At 60.1% G+C, this 15,355-nt stretch carries 13 protein-coding genes; 11 read left to right on the forward strand and 2 right to left on the reverse strand.

Annotated elements, in window-relative coordinates; all coding sequences use genetic code 11:
* The first annotated feature begins 5 nt into the window (after positions 1-5).
* On the forward strand, positions 6-626 hold the full coding sequence (locus FEZ60_RS07820) for a TetR family transcriptional regulator (protein WP_172935835.1): 621 nt from the start codon (positions 6-8) through the stop codon (positions 624-626).
* Here the strand turns inward: FEZ60_RS07820 and FEZ60_RS07825 are convergent.
* The gene (locus FEZ60_RS07825; RefSeq protein WP_202025782.1) at positions 605-1,927 is read right to left on the reverse strand and encodes a glycosyltransferase family 2 protein; all 1,323 of its coding nucleotides are present in this window, start codon (positions 1,925-1,927) and stop codon (positions 605-607) included. The two genes, FEZ60_RS07820 and FEZ60_RS07825, sit on opposite strands and share 22 nt — an antisense overlap.
* Positions 1,928-2,701: 774 nt before the next feature.
* Here FEZ60_RS07825 and FEZ60_RS07830 point away from each other — a divergent pair.
* The 8 genes from FEZ60_RS07830 (at position 2,702) to FEZ60_RS07865 (ending at position 12,661) form a co-directional block, all read left to right on the forward strand.
* The gene (locus FEZ60_RS07830) at positions 2,702-4,078 is read left to right on the forward strand and encodes a nucleotide sugar dehydrogenase (RefSeq protein WP_172935836.1); all 1,377 of its coding nucleotides are present in this window, start codon (positions 2,702-2,704) and stop codon (positions 4,076-4,078) included.
* Entirely contained in the window at positions 4,075-5,052 is a 978-nt protein-coding gene (locus FEZ60_RS07835) for an NAD-dependent epimerase/dehydratase family protein (RefSeq protein WP_172935837.1), read from the forward strand. Before FEZ60_RS07830 ends, FEZ60_RS07835 begins: the two co-directional genes overlap by 4 nt.
* A 67-nt stretch (positions 5,053-5,119) precedes the next feature.
* Positions 5,120-6,142 (forward strand): glycosyl hydrolase family 18 protein, encoded by a 1,023-nt coding sequence (locus tag FEZ60_RS07840; RefSeq protein ID WP_172935838.1) that lies wholly within the window; start codon positions 5,120-5,122, stop codon positions 6,140-6,142.
* Between the two features lie 123 nt (positions 6,143-6,265).
* A complete protein-coding gene (gene glmS, locus FEZ60_RS07845) occupies positions 6,266-8,053 on the forward strand; it encodes a glutamine--fructose-6-phosphate transaminase (isomerizing) (RefSeq protein WP_172935839.1) in 1,788 nt (595 codons plus the stop codon).
* A gap of 76 nt (positions 8,054-8,129) precedes the next feature.
* Positions 8,130-9,644 (forward strand): polysaccharide deacetylase family protein, encoded by a 1,515-nt coding sequence (locus tag FEZ60_RS07850; protein WP_172935840.1) that lies wholly within the window; start codon positions 8,130-8,132, stop codon positions 9,642-9,644.
* 83 nt (positions 9,645-9,727) lie between these two features.
* Positions 9,728-10,420, forward strand: coding sequence for a TetR family transcriptional regulator (locus tag FEZ60_RS07855; protein WP_172935841.1), 693 nt, complete (start codon positions 9,728-9,730; stop codon positions 10,418-10,420).
* Between the two features lie 149 nt (positions 10,421-10,569).
* On the forward strand, positions 10,570-11,727 hold the full coding sequence (locus tag FEZ60_RS07860) for an acyl-CoA dehydrogenase (protein ID WP_045068613.1): 1,158 nt from the start codon (positions 10,570-10,572) through the stop codon (positions 11,725-11,727).
* A gap of 85 nt (positions 11,728-11,812) precedes the next feature.
* Positions 11,813-12,661 carry a 3-hydroxybutyryl-CoA dehydrogenase gene (locus FEZ60_RS07865; protein ID WP_033232372.1) on the forward strand — a complete coding sequence of 283 codons (849 nt, stop codon included), beginning with the start codon at positions 11,813-11,815 and terminating at the stop codon, positions 12,659-12,661.
* Between the two features lie 69 nt (positions 12,662-12,730).
* Here FEZ60_RS07865 and FEZ60_RS07870 read toward each other — a convergent pair whose 3' ends face one another.
* Entirely contained in the window at positions 12,731-13,180 is a 450-nt protein-coding gene (locus FEZ60_RS07870; protein ID WP_172935842.1) for a MarR family winged helix-turn-helix transcriptional regulator, read from the reverse strand.
* A 109-nt stretch (positions 13,181-13,289) separates the two neighbouring features.
* Between FEZ60_RS07870 and FEZ60_RS07875 the strand changes: the two genes are divergently transcribed.
* Together FEZ60_RS07875 and FEZ60_RS07880 are read left to right on the forward strand one after the other, a co-directional pair.
* On the forward strand, positions 13,290-14,885 hold the full coding sequence (locus tag FEZ60_RS07875; RefSeq protein ID WP_172935843.1) for an MFS transporter: 1,596 nt from the start codon (positions 13,290-13,292) through the stop codon (positions 14,883-14,885).
* A gap of 59 nt (positions 14,886-14,944) precedes the next feature.
* Positions 14,945-15,334 carry a S4 domain-containing protein gene (locus tag FEZ60_RS07880; RefSeq protein WP_033232374.1) on the forward strand — a complete coding sequence of 130 codons (390 nt, stop codon included), beginning with the start codon at positions 14,945-14,947 and terminating at the stop codon, positions 15,332-15,334.
* The last annotated feature ends 21 nt before the right edge of the window (positions 15,335-15,355 follow it).

Here is a 15,355-nt window from a genome sequence, read left to right on the forward strand (position 1 = left end):
CCTTTATGAACAACACGGGTGGGGCAGCATCGGACATCGGTCGACGCGAACGCAAGAAGGACATCACGCGTCGGGCGATCCGATCATGCGCTGTCGAACTCTTTCTTCGCCAGGGTTTTACGGACACCACCGTCGAACAGATCTCCGATGCTGCCGAAGTCGCACCGCGCACGTTCTTCCGTTATTTCAGAACCAAGGAAGCAACACTGTTCTCACTCGAATCCTTCGAGGAGATCATTGCCGGATATCGGTCCGCACCGCCAGAACTTGATCCACTCACTGCGTTGATGGGCGTCGTGACGCAATTCGACGCCCGTGAACTGTCGCCGGAGACCGTTGTTCGACGAAACCTGCGAACCTCGTTGCTGGTTGTGCCCGCAGTCTCTCGGTACGCATCGGAAATAGCCGACGAGGCCACCGAGCGCATGCGAGATGCCACCAAGTGCCGACTCGACGTGGTCGAGTCGGTGTTCGACCACCGCGCCGAAGTGATGGCCGGGTTCTTCCGCTCGATCATCATCACGCACTTCTTCCGGACCAACCCGGCAGGTGCTCACGCGGAAAGTTGGCTCGGCGCCATGACAGAACTGGTCGACCTGGCCCGTCACACCAACTCTTCCGGATAGGAAGCACGACCATCCACAACTGCCCGTCTCGTCGGACTGGTCCACCTTCCACTCGAGCCGCCGGCCCGAGATTGCGCCAAGGAACGCAGACAGAGGTAGGAGTCGACTATCCGAATCAACGGAAAGATCGGTGCGTACAACAGATACCGGGGCCGTTTCATCGTGACCACGGCAAGGACAGTAAGGATCAGATCCGGAATCAGCAATCCCAGCACCAAGTACAGCGGCGGTAGCGTATTCGCAAATTCCACAAGGGGTTCAGGTGGTGCCGGCATCCAGCGCGCAGCTGCGGCAGCGGCCAGTGATACCACGAGCAGCGGAACAAAAAGCAGCAACACCACACTGCTGATTATCAATTCTGCAATGTAGAAGCTCAGCGCCAGCCAGAACTTGTCGGCTCGTACACGGTGCCTGCGCACGGTCTGCCAGAAGCCGAGTGTCCACCGCCTCACCTGATTCGTGTATTCACGGAAGCTGTCCGGATCTTGGGTGTAAGCCACTGCAGCACTCGGATGAAAGGCGATCCTCCCCAACTGTTGAGCATGCACGTCGAATGTCATGTTGAAGTCCTCGATCACCAAACCGGGAGCATCGATGTCGATCCGGGAAAGAATGTTTGTCCGGTACATGCTCGCAAATCCCGGCACGATCGAGACCACGTTTGCACGCTTGGCCGCCTGCCCGTACTTGATCAGCAATTGCATTGCGACATAGACACGTTCACGATACGCAACCAGAATTCGACCGAGCCGGGTAGCTGGCGTCGGATCGACGTTGGTGGCCGCACGGCCCGCCACCGCAACCACATCCGGATCGTCGAAATAGGGTAGACCCGTTTCCAGGTAGTCGGCGGACAACCGGGTATCTGCATCGAGCAGTAGAACCACTGCGTATTTTTCCGAAAGCCCGAAGTTCTCGATCGCGGCAGCCAGTGCTCCGGCTTTTCCCACGTTCGGCTGAAGTTCCAGCACTCGCGCACCATCCGACCGCGCCAGATCCGCTGTTCGGTCACTACTTCCATCGGAGACAACGTGGACGTTCGATGCGGGAACAAGCGAACATGCAGACCCGATGGTGAGCTCGACAACGAGTTCCTCGTTGTGGGCCGCAATGAGAATCGCTACGTCGTCCGGGGTCAACCGTTCGGCACTCCGCGCTCCCCGACCAGCTACTTGCCCACCGGATGGCCCGGCAATTCTCTCCTGCCGGAACTGCTCGATCCTCCTCATCCCGCCCACCGCAGACCAGAAGACCGCATTGACCCCGAACATGACAATCGACAGAACGACTATCGCTATCACAGATCACCTCCTGCCCACACCGGACCGGCGTAATAGGTCGGACCCTGCCCGGGTCCCCCAGACGTCAGCGAACTCGTGAGACGACAAAACTGATTCATGCAGCCACATTCCATCCACTCGACCAAATGCATCGACTCCAGAAACGAAATCACTCGGAACTAATTCCAAACCTCCCCAGCCCGTCGAAATAATCACATCGACAATTCCCGAATATCAATAGCGGTGATTCTTGCCGGAGATAATCACTGTACGAATTGCCCCGTTTGTGAACTTACAGTAAATCTTCGCGGCTCGCGCCCCTATACGAGAAGTCTCGCTCCACGATGCCCACTCCGAGAGTTCACCTTGACACCGTCGACTTTCCGCAAATCCAGGGCACAGTTCACGTCGGTACCGATTTGCAGACATACCCATCAAGAAAATGCGACACAAACAGCGGTTACGTATCACGCAGGCTCGGTTTTGCAGTCGTAACATCTCCAGTTACCACCAATCGAACATCCTCAAACCATTCGACAGCTATCAAGTTGAATCCCGCGCATACCTTGACGACCCCGAGCATTCATGCAAATATCGAGTCCGAAACGTCCGATTTGACGGTTCACAGCTACCTCCTCGCATCAAGGTTCAGATTGCGCAGCCATGAGGTGGATCGGAAATTCGCAGTATCTTCCCTGACCTCGACTACTGCTTGAAATCTCGGCACTGCTTCCGCAGTGGAATGCAGGTACACCAGCGCTGCATACGACGCCGTCTTATCGAAAAGAGAATGTGATGCAACCCAATACGTCAGCAGCCACAGAGTTTCCTCGGGATAATGGCAATCTGGTCGAACTCATCTCGGACAGTCCACCCCCGCATGGGACATTTTCCTTCGACGTGGCGATCGTCGGCCTCGGCTACGTCGGCCTTCCTACGGCGTTGGCCTTTCACACAGCCGGCGCCCGCGTCCTCGGAATCGATGTCAGCACAGAGCGGCTCGTGGCGATCGATCAGAAGAATGTCGATCTTCTCGAGACCGATCGCCTTCGACTTGCCGTCGCAGTCGATGATCCGGCCTTCGAAACCACCACCGACACAGACCGACTGCGTGAGGCTGCCGCCGTCATCGTCTGCGTGCCCACACCGGTGGACCAGCACCTGACTCCGGATCTCCAAGCACTCGGCGCCGCTTGTTCCACCGTCGTGGATCATGCGGTCACGGGCCAGGTACTGATGCTGACGTCGACGTCGTATGTGGGGTGCACTCGCGACTTGCTGATCGATCCCCTCACGGACCGTGACCTGCCCGTCGGATCGGCCGTCTTCGTCGCGTTCAGCCCCGAACGCATCGACCCCGGCAACGATCGATTCAGCCACGAAGAGGTTCCCCGAGTGATCGGCGGAGCTACGCCGGCCTGCACAGACGCGGCGTCGTCCGTGTTGCTCCGGTACACGACACGGCTGCACCGCGTCGACTCTCCCGAAGTGGCAGAGGCAACCAAACTTTTCGAAAACACGTTTCGCGCAGTCAATATCGCCCTTGCCAACGAATTTGCCGAAATCTGCCTCACGCTCGACATCGATGTGATGAACGTGATCGCTGCTGCCGCCACAAAGCCGTACGGGTTCATGCCTTTCTATCCCGGACCAGGGGTTGGCGGGCACTGCATACCCTGCGATCCGCACTATCTCTTGTGGCAGCTACGTAAGGAGCGACTCGGCGCGCCGCTGATCGAGCAGGCGATGACTGCCATCTCGGCCCGGCCGCACCGTGTCCTGGAACAGATTCTCCACACCCTCTCCGATCGAGGCAAAGGTCTGCGCGGGACGCGCATAGTTGTTGTCGGCGTTGCATACAAGCCCGATGTCGGGGATCACCGAGAGTCGCCGGCACTCGAAATCCTCGATTCCCTGCTTGCGGAGGGCGCCGACGTGGTCTATCACGACCCGCATTTCGAGACCCTCACCTTACGGAGCGGCGCGGTACTCACAGGAATCGACGATCCTGTCGCATTCGGAGCAGATTTGATTCTCGTGCACACCGCTCATTCCGACGTCGATCTCAGTTGGCTGCCTGCCGCTCGAGCAGTACTCGACATGACCTACCGACAGACAACCCTCGCCGTGACGGTTGAAACAACGAACATCGACGAAAGGCGCGCATCATGAAAACTGTCGTCACAGGTGGAGCGGGCTTTGTCGGAAGTCACCTCGTCGAGCATCTCCTCGACTCCGGAGACGACGTGGTCGTCCTCGACAATCTCTCCACCGGAACACTCGACAATCTTGCGACTGTCGCGGGACACAAGAACTTTCGTTTCGTCGAGGGCACCGTCACGGATCGACGATGCGTCCACGACGTGATGGCAGGAGTCGACCGCGTATTTCACCTGGCAGCAGCGGTCGGGGTACGTCTGATCGTCGACCGGCCACTCGAGAGCCTACGCACCAACATCCACGGCACCGAGAACGTTCTCGACGCTGCCCTCGAAGCCGGGGCGGACATGCTCCTGGTATCGACCAGCGAAATCTACGGAAAGAACACCTCCGACAGCCTGCATGAGGATTCCGACCGTATCCTCGGATCCCCGTTGATCTCGCGGTGGACCTACGCTGCGGCAAAGGGAATCGACGAGGCCTTCGCCCATGCGTACTGGCGCGAACTCGGCCTGGATGTGGCCATCGTCCGACTGTTCAACACGGTTGGACCGCGCCAAACCGGTCGATACGGGATGGTTGTCCCCAATCTTGTGCAGCAAGCACTGAACGGAGAGCCTCTCACCGTGTTCGGTGACGGTCGCCAAACACGCTGCTTTTCCTACGTGGGTGATGTCGTTCCGAGCATCGTTCGCATCCTCGAAACCCCCGAATCATTCGGTCGGGCATTCAATCTAGGCGGCTCACAGGAGATCTCGATTCTCGACCTTGCTCGTAGAATCATCGAGCTCACCGGAAGCCCGAGCCCCGTCACCCTGGTCCCCTACAGCCAGGCGTACCCCGCAGGCTACGAGGACATGCGTCGGCGTGTTCCCGACAACACACGTTCTCGTGATCTGGTCGGATTTCGTCCCACGACAACTGTGGACGAAATCATCCTGCATATAACCGGCGACCTGAAAGCGCTGGCGCCCGCTGTTCACTGACCGGATGTCCAGGCTGGGACGCCGCAATTCGCGGATCACAATGCAGAGAAACAGGTTTGGAGTTCTGGTGGCAATTACTGCAGCGGCCGTCATCGGCAGTGCCAGCCTCCTCGGCATGAGTTCGACCACCGTTGTTCCCGCGGGCTCTCGTGTGGTCGCCGCATTGCCACACTGGGACTCGGAGAGCGCACTGGATTCTCTGCAGGATCAGTCCCAAGACATCGACGTGGCCGCACCCTTCGTGTATTCGGTCGGCGCAGACGGGTCGATTGTACCAGAGCCTTCAAGTGAACACGCCGTCAATCGAATTGACGAGATTCGCACGCAGGCAGACCATCTGCAGGTTGTGCCCTCGGTCGCGAATACCACCGCTGGACGCTGGGATCGCACCACCGTGGCACGTATTCTGCGCGATCCGTCTCTCCGCGCTGCGCATATCGATTCGTTGACCACGCTCACCGCGTCGGATACATTTTCCGGTGTTCAGATCGACTACGAGGATCTCCATACCGACGATCGAGAATTGTTCTCCTCCTTCGTATCCGATCTTGCCGTCCGGATACGGGAGATCGGCAAGGTCCTCTATGTCACGGTCCACCCCAAAGAGGACGACGCCGGGTACGACACACGCAACCTGGCGCAGGACTACGCAGCTATCGGACGTTCTGCCGACAAAGTGGTAGTGATGGCGTACGACCGGCATTGGGAGAACAGCCCTAGCGGTCCGATCGCACCATACGACTGGGTGAACAGCGTCGTGCAGTACGCAACAGAACAGATACCCCGGGAAAAGCTCCTGCTCGGAATCCCGCTGTACGGATACGACTGGACCGGCGCTAGCGGCACGCCACTGACCTGGAAGGAAGCGGTGGAACTGAGCGTCACCTACTCTGCAACACCGGCCTGGGATCCGGTCAGTCGATCCAATCGTTTCACGTATCGAACAGGCGACGTAACCCACGAAGTCTGGTTCGAGGACGCCCGCAGCATCGCGCCGAAAATCGCTGTTGCACAGCACTATCAACTGGACGGGATCGCACTGTGGCGACTCGGCGGCGAGGACCCCGAAATCTGGGATGTAGTTTCCTGACCTGCCGTCACCGTCGACATCACTTCAACCGCTCGTACCCCCACTCTCCGAGGAAGTCTCCGTGAACACATTCTCCGTCCCGTCATCTCGCTTGAATATGTTCCAGCGACACGAGTCCCGCTGATGTGCGGAATCGTCGCGTGTCGAGTCCGCGATCACGCGGCGCCGGTCCTCTTGTCCGCACTCCGGAATCTCGAGTACCGAGGATACGATTCAGTTGGAATCGCCGTGAGCACCGAGATAGGAACTCTCGCGAGAATACGCACCGTTCACCGTATCGACGACCTCGAACACCGGGTGAACGATTGGAACGGACCCCGACTCGGTAACGTCGGAATCGGCCATACACGCTGGGCCACACACGGAGCCGTCGACGAAGCCAACGCACACCCTCATTGCGACTGCACCGGACGAATCAGTCTTGTGCACAACGGAATAATCGAGAACTGCGACGAGCTTCGCGCAACCTTGACGACGTCAGGGCATCAGTTTTCCTCTGCCGTGGACAGCGAAGTCGTCTGCCACCTGATCGAGGCGCGCCTTGCCGAATCGTCCGACTTATTCGATGCCGTCCAGACTGCCGTGACGCAACTCGAAGGCTCGTGGGCTCTGGCAGTCCTCGAGGAAAGCACGGGACGGCTCGTCGCAGCGGCTCATCACTCACCGCTGCTACTGGCGCACAACGATGCCGGAACCTTCGTGACCAGTGATCCGGCAGCGGTATCCGAGTGGGCATCGGAATTCCACATATTGAGAGACGGCGATGTGGTCGAAGCCGGCGAGACCCTTCGGTGGCGCAACTCCGGACTGATGATCGATCCACCGACACCCGTCGATTTCGCCCGGACGCATTCGCCGGCTGAACTACGAGGACACTCCGACTTCATGGATCAGGAGATCGACGAACAGCCAGTGCTGGCAGCAAAATTGATCGACGAGCTGGGTCCGGCCATCGCCAACGGACGATTGTGGGACGAGCTCGGGCTGCCCCCGTTCGACGCGTTGCAGATCATCGCCTGCGGCACGTCGATGCATGCGGGACGGGTTATTGCGCAAACACTGGGGCGCCTCGCCGCAGTTCCGACAACCCTGACGCTCGGCAGCGAAGTTGCCTACGACGTCGTCCTGCCTCGCACCCTGCGTCTCGCGATCAGCCAGTCCGGAGAAACAGCCGACGTCCTGCGAGCGCTCGACCACCCGGTACCGACGGAAGTGCGCACACTCGCATTGACCAATAATCCGCACTCGACGCTGAGCCGTCGCGCCGACGCAGTATTGGCATACTCCGCCGGCCCAGAGATCGGCGTCGCAGCGACCAAAACATTTGTTGCCCAGGTGATTGTCGGAGTCTGCGCTGTGTTGTCTGCTCTGGTGTCATCGGGCCGACTTTCTGTGACGGCAACCCTCGAACTTGTCGAGCAGTTGCGCCGACTACCGGTACAGCTGACCACCGCACTCGAAATCTCGCGCCGCGTAGTGCCGGCGATCGCACACGATCTCAGCACAGCAAGCGGTTTCCTCTTCCTCGGACGCGGTTCCGCACTCCCCTACGCAGCGGAAGGCGCATTGAAGCTCAAAGAATTGAGCTACCGCTGGGCCGAGCACTACCCCGCAGGCGAACTCAAGCACGGCCCACTTGCGCTGATCGAGCCGGGAACGCCCGTGGTTGCCGTCGAAAACGGCGACCCGAGACTGAGAGCGAATATTTCCGAAGTTCGTGCTCGCGGTGCCCGAGTCGTCACTGTCGGCTATGACGGAAGCACAATTCCTGTACTCACCGGTGAACCGACTCCGTGGGGTCCGCTCGAAGCCGTCGTCCCACTGCAAATTCTCGCCCGAGCCGTCGCGCTCGAACTGGGAAGGGATGTCGACAAACCACGAAATCTTGCCAAATCCGTGACCGTGGAATAGATCGATTGCCCGACACCGATGGAGATGAATATTGTTGTGTAGCAGAAGAACTACCACAGTACTGCTTTCTACCGCTATGGTTGCGGCGAGCGCAGCCCTCGTCGCGTTCGACATGCCCGTCGGGTCGGTCGCGCAGGCAGCGCCGTTCGAGTCAGGATCGAGTGGATCGTTCGGTGGCAATTCGACAACCTCGCCGCCCACAACCATCCCGCCCGTCGATTCGGGTAACACCATCGTGAGTTTGACGTTCGACGACTCCAATGCCGACACACTTGCTGCCGGCCGGGTGCTGACGTCGAAGGGCCTTGCGGGAACGTACTTCGTCATTACCGGGTTCGTGGGCGCGCCAGGCCACCTGACCCTCGCCGATCTACGATCTCTCTCCGCTGACGGTCACGAGATAGCGGGACACACAGTGGGACACGCAGATCTTGCAGCACTGCCGGCCGCGGAAGTGACTCGACAGGTGTGCAACGATCGAGTCAATCTGAGCAACTGGGGTCTACCCGCAGCCAACTTCGCCTATCCCTTTGCCTCCATGAACCTTGCGGCTCAATCGATTGTCGCGGACTGCGGATACAACAGTGCCCGCAGACTCGGGGATCTCAAGACCCGGTTCGGTTGCGAAAACTGCGATTACGCGGAGTCGACGCCGCCCCGAAACAGGTTGTCGACCAGAGCACCTGCACAGGTCGACAACACCTGGACGCTGGAAGATCTACAAAACACCGTGACCAACGCGGAGAACACCGGTGGAGGATGGGTACAACTGACCTTCCACAACATATGCGCGGACAACTGCAGCCCACTCGCCGTCACACCGGCGTTGTTCGAACAGTTCGCCACGTGGCTTGCCGCGCGCAGCGACACAACCGAGGTGAAAACCGTCGGACAGGTAATCGGCGGATTCACGACGCCGGCGCACCCCGGAGCGGTTGTGCCCGCTCCGGCCCCCGGCGTCAACGGACTGCAGAACCCAAGCCTCGAGACCACAGGAGCACAAGGGCTTCCCGACTGCTGGAGCGCAGGCGGGTACGGAACCAACTCCCGGGCCGTCGCTCCTGTTTCGCCCGGCAGAACCGGCACGACAGCCCAGAAGCTGACGATGTCCGCACACGTCGACGGAGACGGTAAATTGATCCCGACCCTCGACCTCGGCAACTGCGCACCGAGCGTCACACCAGGTCATGCGTACTCAATACGGGCTTGGTACACCGCGACCACCAACACGCAGTTTGCCGTCTATCTGCGTAACGCTGTTGGGGCCTGGTCGTACTGGACTGCGAGTCCCTGGTTCGGGCCTGAGGACAGCTACACCGAAGCGGAATGGACCACTCCGCAGATTCCGGACGGATTCACCGGAATCAGCTTCGGGCTCAGCCTGTTCAGTGACGGTGAACTCATCACCGACGACTACGGTTTATACGACACCATCGGAGCGCCTCCGATCGGCGTTACCGCGCCACAGTCGAGATCGGAAAAGCCTCAGACGACGACTACGACTGGTCCGCCAACAGAGATCACGCTGTTTGTGCCAGGGCCCGGACACACTCTGCCCGGCCAACCGTTCGCGCCGATCGAAGCCGAGTAGGCGAAGCGGGATTCGCCGGCACTACGAGCGGAGTCCTAGGTACGAGGCCCGTCATTCGACAAGCAGTGTGGATACTGGCATTCATGAATGAGCGTCCAGACATTCCCGGAACCGATCCGACAGAGTTCCGCGTCCATGTCGCGTCCCAAGCCATTCGGTTGTTCTCGGAGAACGGCTACGAAGCCACCACCGTCGAACAGATTGCCATTGCTGCCGGGGTATCGCGTCGCACGTTCTTTCGGCAGTTCCGTTCCAAGGAAGACGTGATCTTCGCCGATCACGAGTCGCTTCTCGCGCATGTCGCGCAGTTCCTGTCCACTGAGTCGCCAGATCCGTGGGCGTCGGTCTGTGAAGCAGCCGGTCTGGTCTTCGACTTCTTCCAGCAGAATCGTGATCTGTCGATGCGGCGATACCGCGTCGTGCAGCACGTTCCTGCTTTGCGCGACCGCGAACTGGTGACAGGTTTCCGGTACGAGCGGCTTTTTGTCGACTATCTGCGCAGCGCTGTCCCGCGCGAACCGGTGCTCGAGGTTGTCGGATTCGCCGCCGCTGTCACCGCGTGCCACAACTACCTCTTGCGCAGCATGATCAAGGGCGATTCCGACGCCACAGCCGACGCACTGCGCCAAGCACTGCTGAATGTGCGTCGCACGTACGGCGTTGCCCCTGGTTCAAAGTCCAGTCCACGAGAAGAGAAGTCTGTGCTGGTAGTGGCATTTCCTCCGGGAACTTCAGCTGAAGAGATCAGCAAAAAAATTCACGAACAACTCGGCTGATACTTGTCGTACACCGCAACGTCACACCCCATTCCCTTGACGTGGCACTGAGTGCCGTGTTTGACTGACGTCATTGGCACCAGTCCGCCGACGAGCCATGCTGGTTCTGTTGGCGCCGTTCGATCCACCTTCCATCAAGGAGTGCTCCCATGGCCGGAAACCCAGACTTCAATCTCTTCTCTCTGAACGAAGAGCACGACGAGCTGCGGGCAGCTATCCGCGGACTCTCCGAGAAGGAAATCGCGCCGCACGCCAAGGACGTCGACGAGAACGCCCGGTTCCCCGAGGAAGCACTCACCGCGCTCAACGCGTCGGGCTTCAACGCCATCCACGTTCCCGAGGCCTACGACGGCCAGGGCGCCGATTCCGTTGCCACCTGCATCGTCATCGAAGAAGTTGCTCGCGTCTGTGGCTCCTCCTCACTTATCCCCGCCGTCAACAAGCTCGGCACCATGGGCCTGATCCTCAAGGGCTCCGAAGAGCTCAAGGCCAAGGTTCTCCCGGACCTCGTGAACGGCGGAATGGCGTCGTACGCACTGTCCGAGCGCGAAGCCGGATCCGACGCAGCCGCCATGCGCACCCGCGCAAAGGCCGACGGCGACGACTGGATCCTCAACGGCTCCAAGTGCTGGATCACCAACGGCGGCAAGTCCACCTGGTACACCGTCATGGCTGTCACCGATCCCGACAAGGGCGCAAACGGCATCTCCTCCTTCATGGTCCACAAGGACGACGAGGGCTTTGTCGTCGGACCGAAGGAAAAGAAGCTCGGCATCAAGGGCTCCCCCACTGCTGAGCTGTACTTCGAGAACTGCCGCATCCCCGGCGACCGCATCATCGGCGCACCAGGCACCGGCTTCAAGACGGCACTCGAAACCCTCGACCACACGCGTCCCACCATCGGTGCACAGGCCGTCGGCCTTGCTCAGGGCGCCCTCGACGCGGCATTGGCTTACACCAAGGATCGCAAGCAGTTCGGCAAGTCCATCAGCGACTTCCAGGCTGTGCAGTTCATGCTCGCCGACATGGCAATGAAGGTCGAAGCCGCACGTCTGATGGTTTACACCTCCGCTGCTCGCGCAGAGCGCGGCGAGAAGAACCTCGGCTTCATCTCCGCCGCAGCCAAGTGCTTCGCTTCCGACGTTGCCATGGAGGTCACCACCGACGCAGTGCAGCTGTTCGGCGGCGCCGGCTACACCACTGACTTCCCCGTCGAGCGCATGATGCGCGACGCCAAGATCACGCAGATCTACGAAGGCACGAATCAGATCCAGCGCGTCGTGATGTCGCGTGCGCTGTTGAAGTAAGGCGCTTCGCGCCCCGTGCGCCTTTCTGGTAGTTCTGACTACCGGAACGGCGCACAGGGGCTTGCCCCTAATTTTGAGGAGAATTGTGGAACTTGTAGGCGTAATCGGCGGCGGCACCATGGGTGCCGGCATTGCCGAGGTATGTGCAAAAGCCGGTAGCTCGGTACTGGTGCTCGAAACCAAGGAAGAATTTGCCGCTTCCGCACGCGAGCGGATCGCCAAGTCGATCAACCGCGGCGTAGCCAAGGGCAAGATCACCCAGGAAGAAGCAGACGCCGCCATCGCTCGCGTCCGCGTCACCCTGGACATGGAAGAGTTCGCCGATCGCGATCTGGTGATCGAGGCTGCTCCCGAGATCGAAGCCCTCAAGTACGAGATCTTCGGCAAGCTCGACAAGATCGTGAAGCCTGCGGGAATCCTGGCGACCAACACGTCGTCGATCCCCGTCATCAAGATCGCCAAGGCCACCTCGCGCCCCGGCCAGGTTGTCGGCGTTCACTTCTTCAACCCCGTGCCGGTCATGCCGCTCGTCGAGATCGTGGTCAGCCTGACCACGTCCGAAGAGACTGTCCTCGCGGTCACCGACTACGCGAAGAACACGTTGCGCAAGAAGACAGTTCGTGCGGGCGACCGTTCGGGCTTCATCGTCAACGCACTGCTCATCCCGTACCTGTGCCAGGCAATCCGGATGCTCGATTCCGGTTACGCCACCGCCGAAGACATCGACGAGGCAATGAAGGGCGGCTGCGGTTACCCGATGGGCCCGCTGACGCTCCTCGACACCGTCGGCCTCGATGTTGCTCTCGCAGCGGCAGAGTCGCTGTACGCAGAGTTCGCCGAGCCGCACTACGCTCCCCCGGCACTGCTGCGCCGCATGGTCGACGCCGGCCGCCTCGGCAAGAAGACCGGTCGCGGCTTCTACGACTACGCGTAACCTGTTCGGCATTTGCATTCGGCCCCATACTTTTCCGAAGGTGTGGGGCCGAAAGTCTTTCTGTATCCTTCAGCTCTCGTAGGCAGACTTGTTGAATCTCTCCAACAATGTGACGAACGTCGACACATCCTCTGGGGACCAGTCGTCGATCGCGGTGGCGATCCGATCACGATTCACCCTGCTCGCCTCACCGAACTTTGCCGCAGCGTCCGGCGTCGGAGAGAACAGCGAGACCCGGCCGTCATCCGGATCGGATTCGGACACCACATAGCCCTGTTTGGTCAGAGCAGTCAGATTTCGACTCACGACACTTCGGTCCAAACCTGTAACCGCGATGATGGCCGCGGGCGACACCGGAAACATATCGACGACGCGCGTCATGATGACAAAAGCAGCGGGAGTCATCTCCGGTACAGCCGCACCCGCGTCGGCGATCAGCGTCTTCCGGGAACCTTGCACCAGCCGCCGGATTGCCCATTGAATCGCGTGAATATCAGCTTCAGGTTTTGTCGACCTCACCTGGTCAGCATAGGACCTTCCACGTCACCCGTTCCGCAATATAGTTGCTGAAATCAACTAAATGTGATTGACTTCGGTCACATACTTTGACGGCTAGGCGAGGAACCCCATGACGGAATCGACCGGCGAAAGCGGACCAGCGCCGACAATGTCTCGACGCCAAGTGAACGAAGCATTCGGCGGAATCCTCATCGGAATGCTTGTCGCCGTGTTGTCGACGTCGGTGATCAACACGTCCCTCCCGCGCATTGTCACCGATCTCCATGGCGATCAGACGACCCTTACCTGGGTCGTCACCGGATCACTGCTCGCAGTCACCGTCTGCACACCGATCTGGGGCAAGCTGGCCGACCTCTTCAGCCGTCGACTTCTCCTGCACATCGCGCTCCGGATCTTCATGATCGGCTCACTTGCGGCCGGTTTCGCGAGTGAACCCACACTGATGATCGCAGCGCGGCTGGTTCAGGGAATCGGAACCGGCGGGCTCATCACCCTCTCTCAGATCGCTATCTCGGACATCATCAGCCCTCGCGAACGCGGCAAGTACATGGGCGTCCTCGGGGCTGTCGTCGTGGCAGGCACCGCCGGCGGACCTCTCGTGGGCGGCCTCGTCACCGATACCATCGGCTGGCGTTGGAACTTCTACATCGTCATCCCCTTTGCGGTAGTCGCGATGATCGTCATCCAGTTGAAGCTCATCCTGCCGAGACGAAAGGGCACCGGACGGATCGACTACATCGGATCGGTCCTTCTCACTGCCGCGATCTCGACACTCCTCATCTGGCTCTCGCTCGGCGGCAAGGTATTCGAGTGGAACTCCGCAGTGTCCTGGTGCATGGGCATCGGCACCGCGGTGCTGATTGCCGTGACGCTGGTTGTCGAGAGCAAGGTGAAGTACCCCGTACTCCCCCTGCATATGTTCCGCGGAAAAACCTTCACGCTGTCGATCGTGGCCAGCGTGTGCGTCGGCATAGTCCTCTACAGCGTCGCCATTTTCATCAGCCAGTACATGCAACTCAGCCGCGGCGCATCGGCCACCGGAGCGGGCCTGATCACGCTCCCCCAAGTCGCCGGAAACCTCATCGCATCCACTGTCGTGGGTGGGCTCATCTCTCGAACCGGGCACTGGAAACCCTGGCTGATCACGGGAGCATCTCTACTTACCGTGGCCAGCATCCTGCTCTCGACCTTGCGAGTCGACACCAATATCGTCGTGCTCTTTCTTGCTTTACCGCTCGTCGGTCTCGCCCTCGGCATGCTGCTGCAGAACCTTGTCCTTGTTGTACAAAATGCCACGGACGTGCGCGAGATCGGCGCGGCCAGCTCGGCCGCCGCATTCTTCCGCAGCTTGGGCGGCGTCCTTGGCGTGACGATGCTCGGAGCAGCCCTCTCTGCGCGAGTCGATACCGAAATCGAGAACGGGCTACAAGAATCCGGTATCGCGAGATCGGCAAGCGGACTGACGGAGGGGGCACTCCCGAACATCGACACGTTGTCAGATCCCGTACGCGACATCGTCGAATCGGCATACGGGCAGGGAGTCGGGGAGGTATTCCTCATTTCGATTCCGTTCGCCGTCATTGCCCTGATCTGCGTCATCTTCCTCCCGAATGCCGTTCTCGGCACCAAGACCGGTATCGAGCAACTAGCGGACATAGAGCAAGACGAGCCGGCGGACGCCTCCCCAACTCTCAAGGTTCCGTAGTCGCATCGACGGAAGGTGCGCGACCCATCACCACTCGCGCGGCCGGTATCGTCGTGGCCATGGCCCAACTACCTCCCGACGCGATCAGTGTCCGCGTGGACAGTTGGACGTGGGCTGTCCGCCTCTTCAAGACCCGGTCCCAGGCTGCGGCGTCGTGCCGATCCGGCCATGTGCGGGTGAACGGAACTTCGGCAAAAGCTGCTCAGCAAGTGAAAGCCGGCGACGAGGTTCGGGTACGCGTTTCGGGCGTCGAACGCATCGTGGTCGTGGTCAAGCCCATCACCAAACGAGTTGGCGCAGTGCTGGTCGACGATTGCTTGAAGGACATTTCACCGCCGCCCCCGCCCCCGGAATTGTTGGCGTCGATACCGATGCGCGATCGCGGAGCGGGCCGCCCCACCAAGCGCGAACGACGGGATCTCGAGAAACTACGGGGCATCGATCTCTGAACTTCGATGGCGTCGATCTCC

This window comes from Rhodococcus sp. MS16, from assembly GCF_013277795.1.
GTDB lineage: Bacteria > Actinomycetota > Actinomycetes > Mycobacteriales > Mycobacteriaceae > Rhodococcus_F > Rhodococcus_F globerula.

What these genes read in the sequence shown, in the direction of transcription:
- FEZ60_RS07835 (WP_172935837.1), top strand. Translation starts at nt 4,075, where the DNA reads ATGAAAACTGTCGTCACAGGTGGAGCGGGCTTTGTCGGAAGTCACCTC.
- glmS (WP_172935839.1), top strand. Translation starts at nt 6,266, where the DNA reads ATGTGCGGAATCGTCGCGTGTCGAGTCCGCGATCACGCGGCGCCGGTC.
- FEZ60_RS07855 (WP_172935841.1), top strand. Translation starts at nt 9,728, where the DNA reads ATGAATGAGCGTCCAGACATTCCCGGAACCGATCCGACAGAGTTCCGC.
- FEZ60_RS07875 (WP_172935843.1), top strand. Translation starts at nt 13,290, where the DNA reads ATGACGGAATCGACCGGCGAAAGCGGACCAGCGCCGACAATGTCTCGA.
- FEZ60_RS07830 (WP_172935836.1), top strand. Translation starts at nt 2,702, where the DNA reads ATGCAACCCAATACGTCAGCAGCCACAGAGTTTCCTCGGGATAATGGC.
- FEZ60_RS07820 (WP_172935835.1), top strand. Translation starts at nt 6, where the DNA reads ATGAACAACACGGGTGGGGCAGCATCGGACATCGGTCGACGCGAACGC.
- FEZ60_RS07850 (WP_172935840.1), top strand. Translation starts at nt 8,130, where the DNA reads ATGGTTGCGGCGAGCGCAGCCCTCGTCGCGTTCGACATGCCCGTCGGG.
- FEZ60_RS07880 (WP_033232374.1), top strand. Translation starts at nt 14,945, where the DNA reads ATGGCCCAACTACCTCCCGACGCGATCAGTGTCCGCGTGGACAGTTGG.
- FEZ60_RS07860 (WP_045068613.1), top strand. Translation starts at nt 10,570, where the DNA reads ATGGCCGGAAACCCAGACTTCAATCTCTTCTCTCTGAACGAAGAGCAC.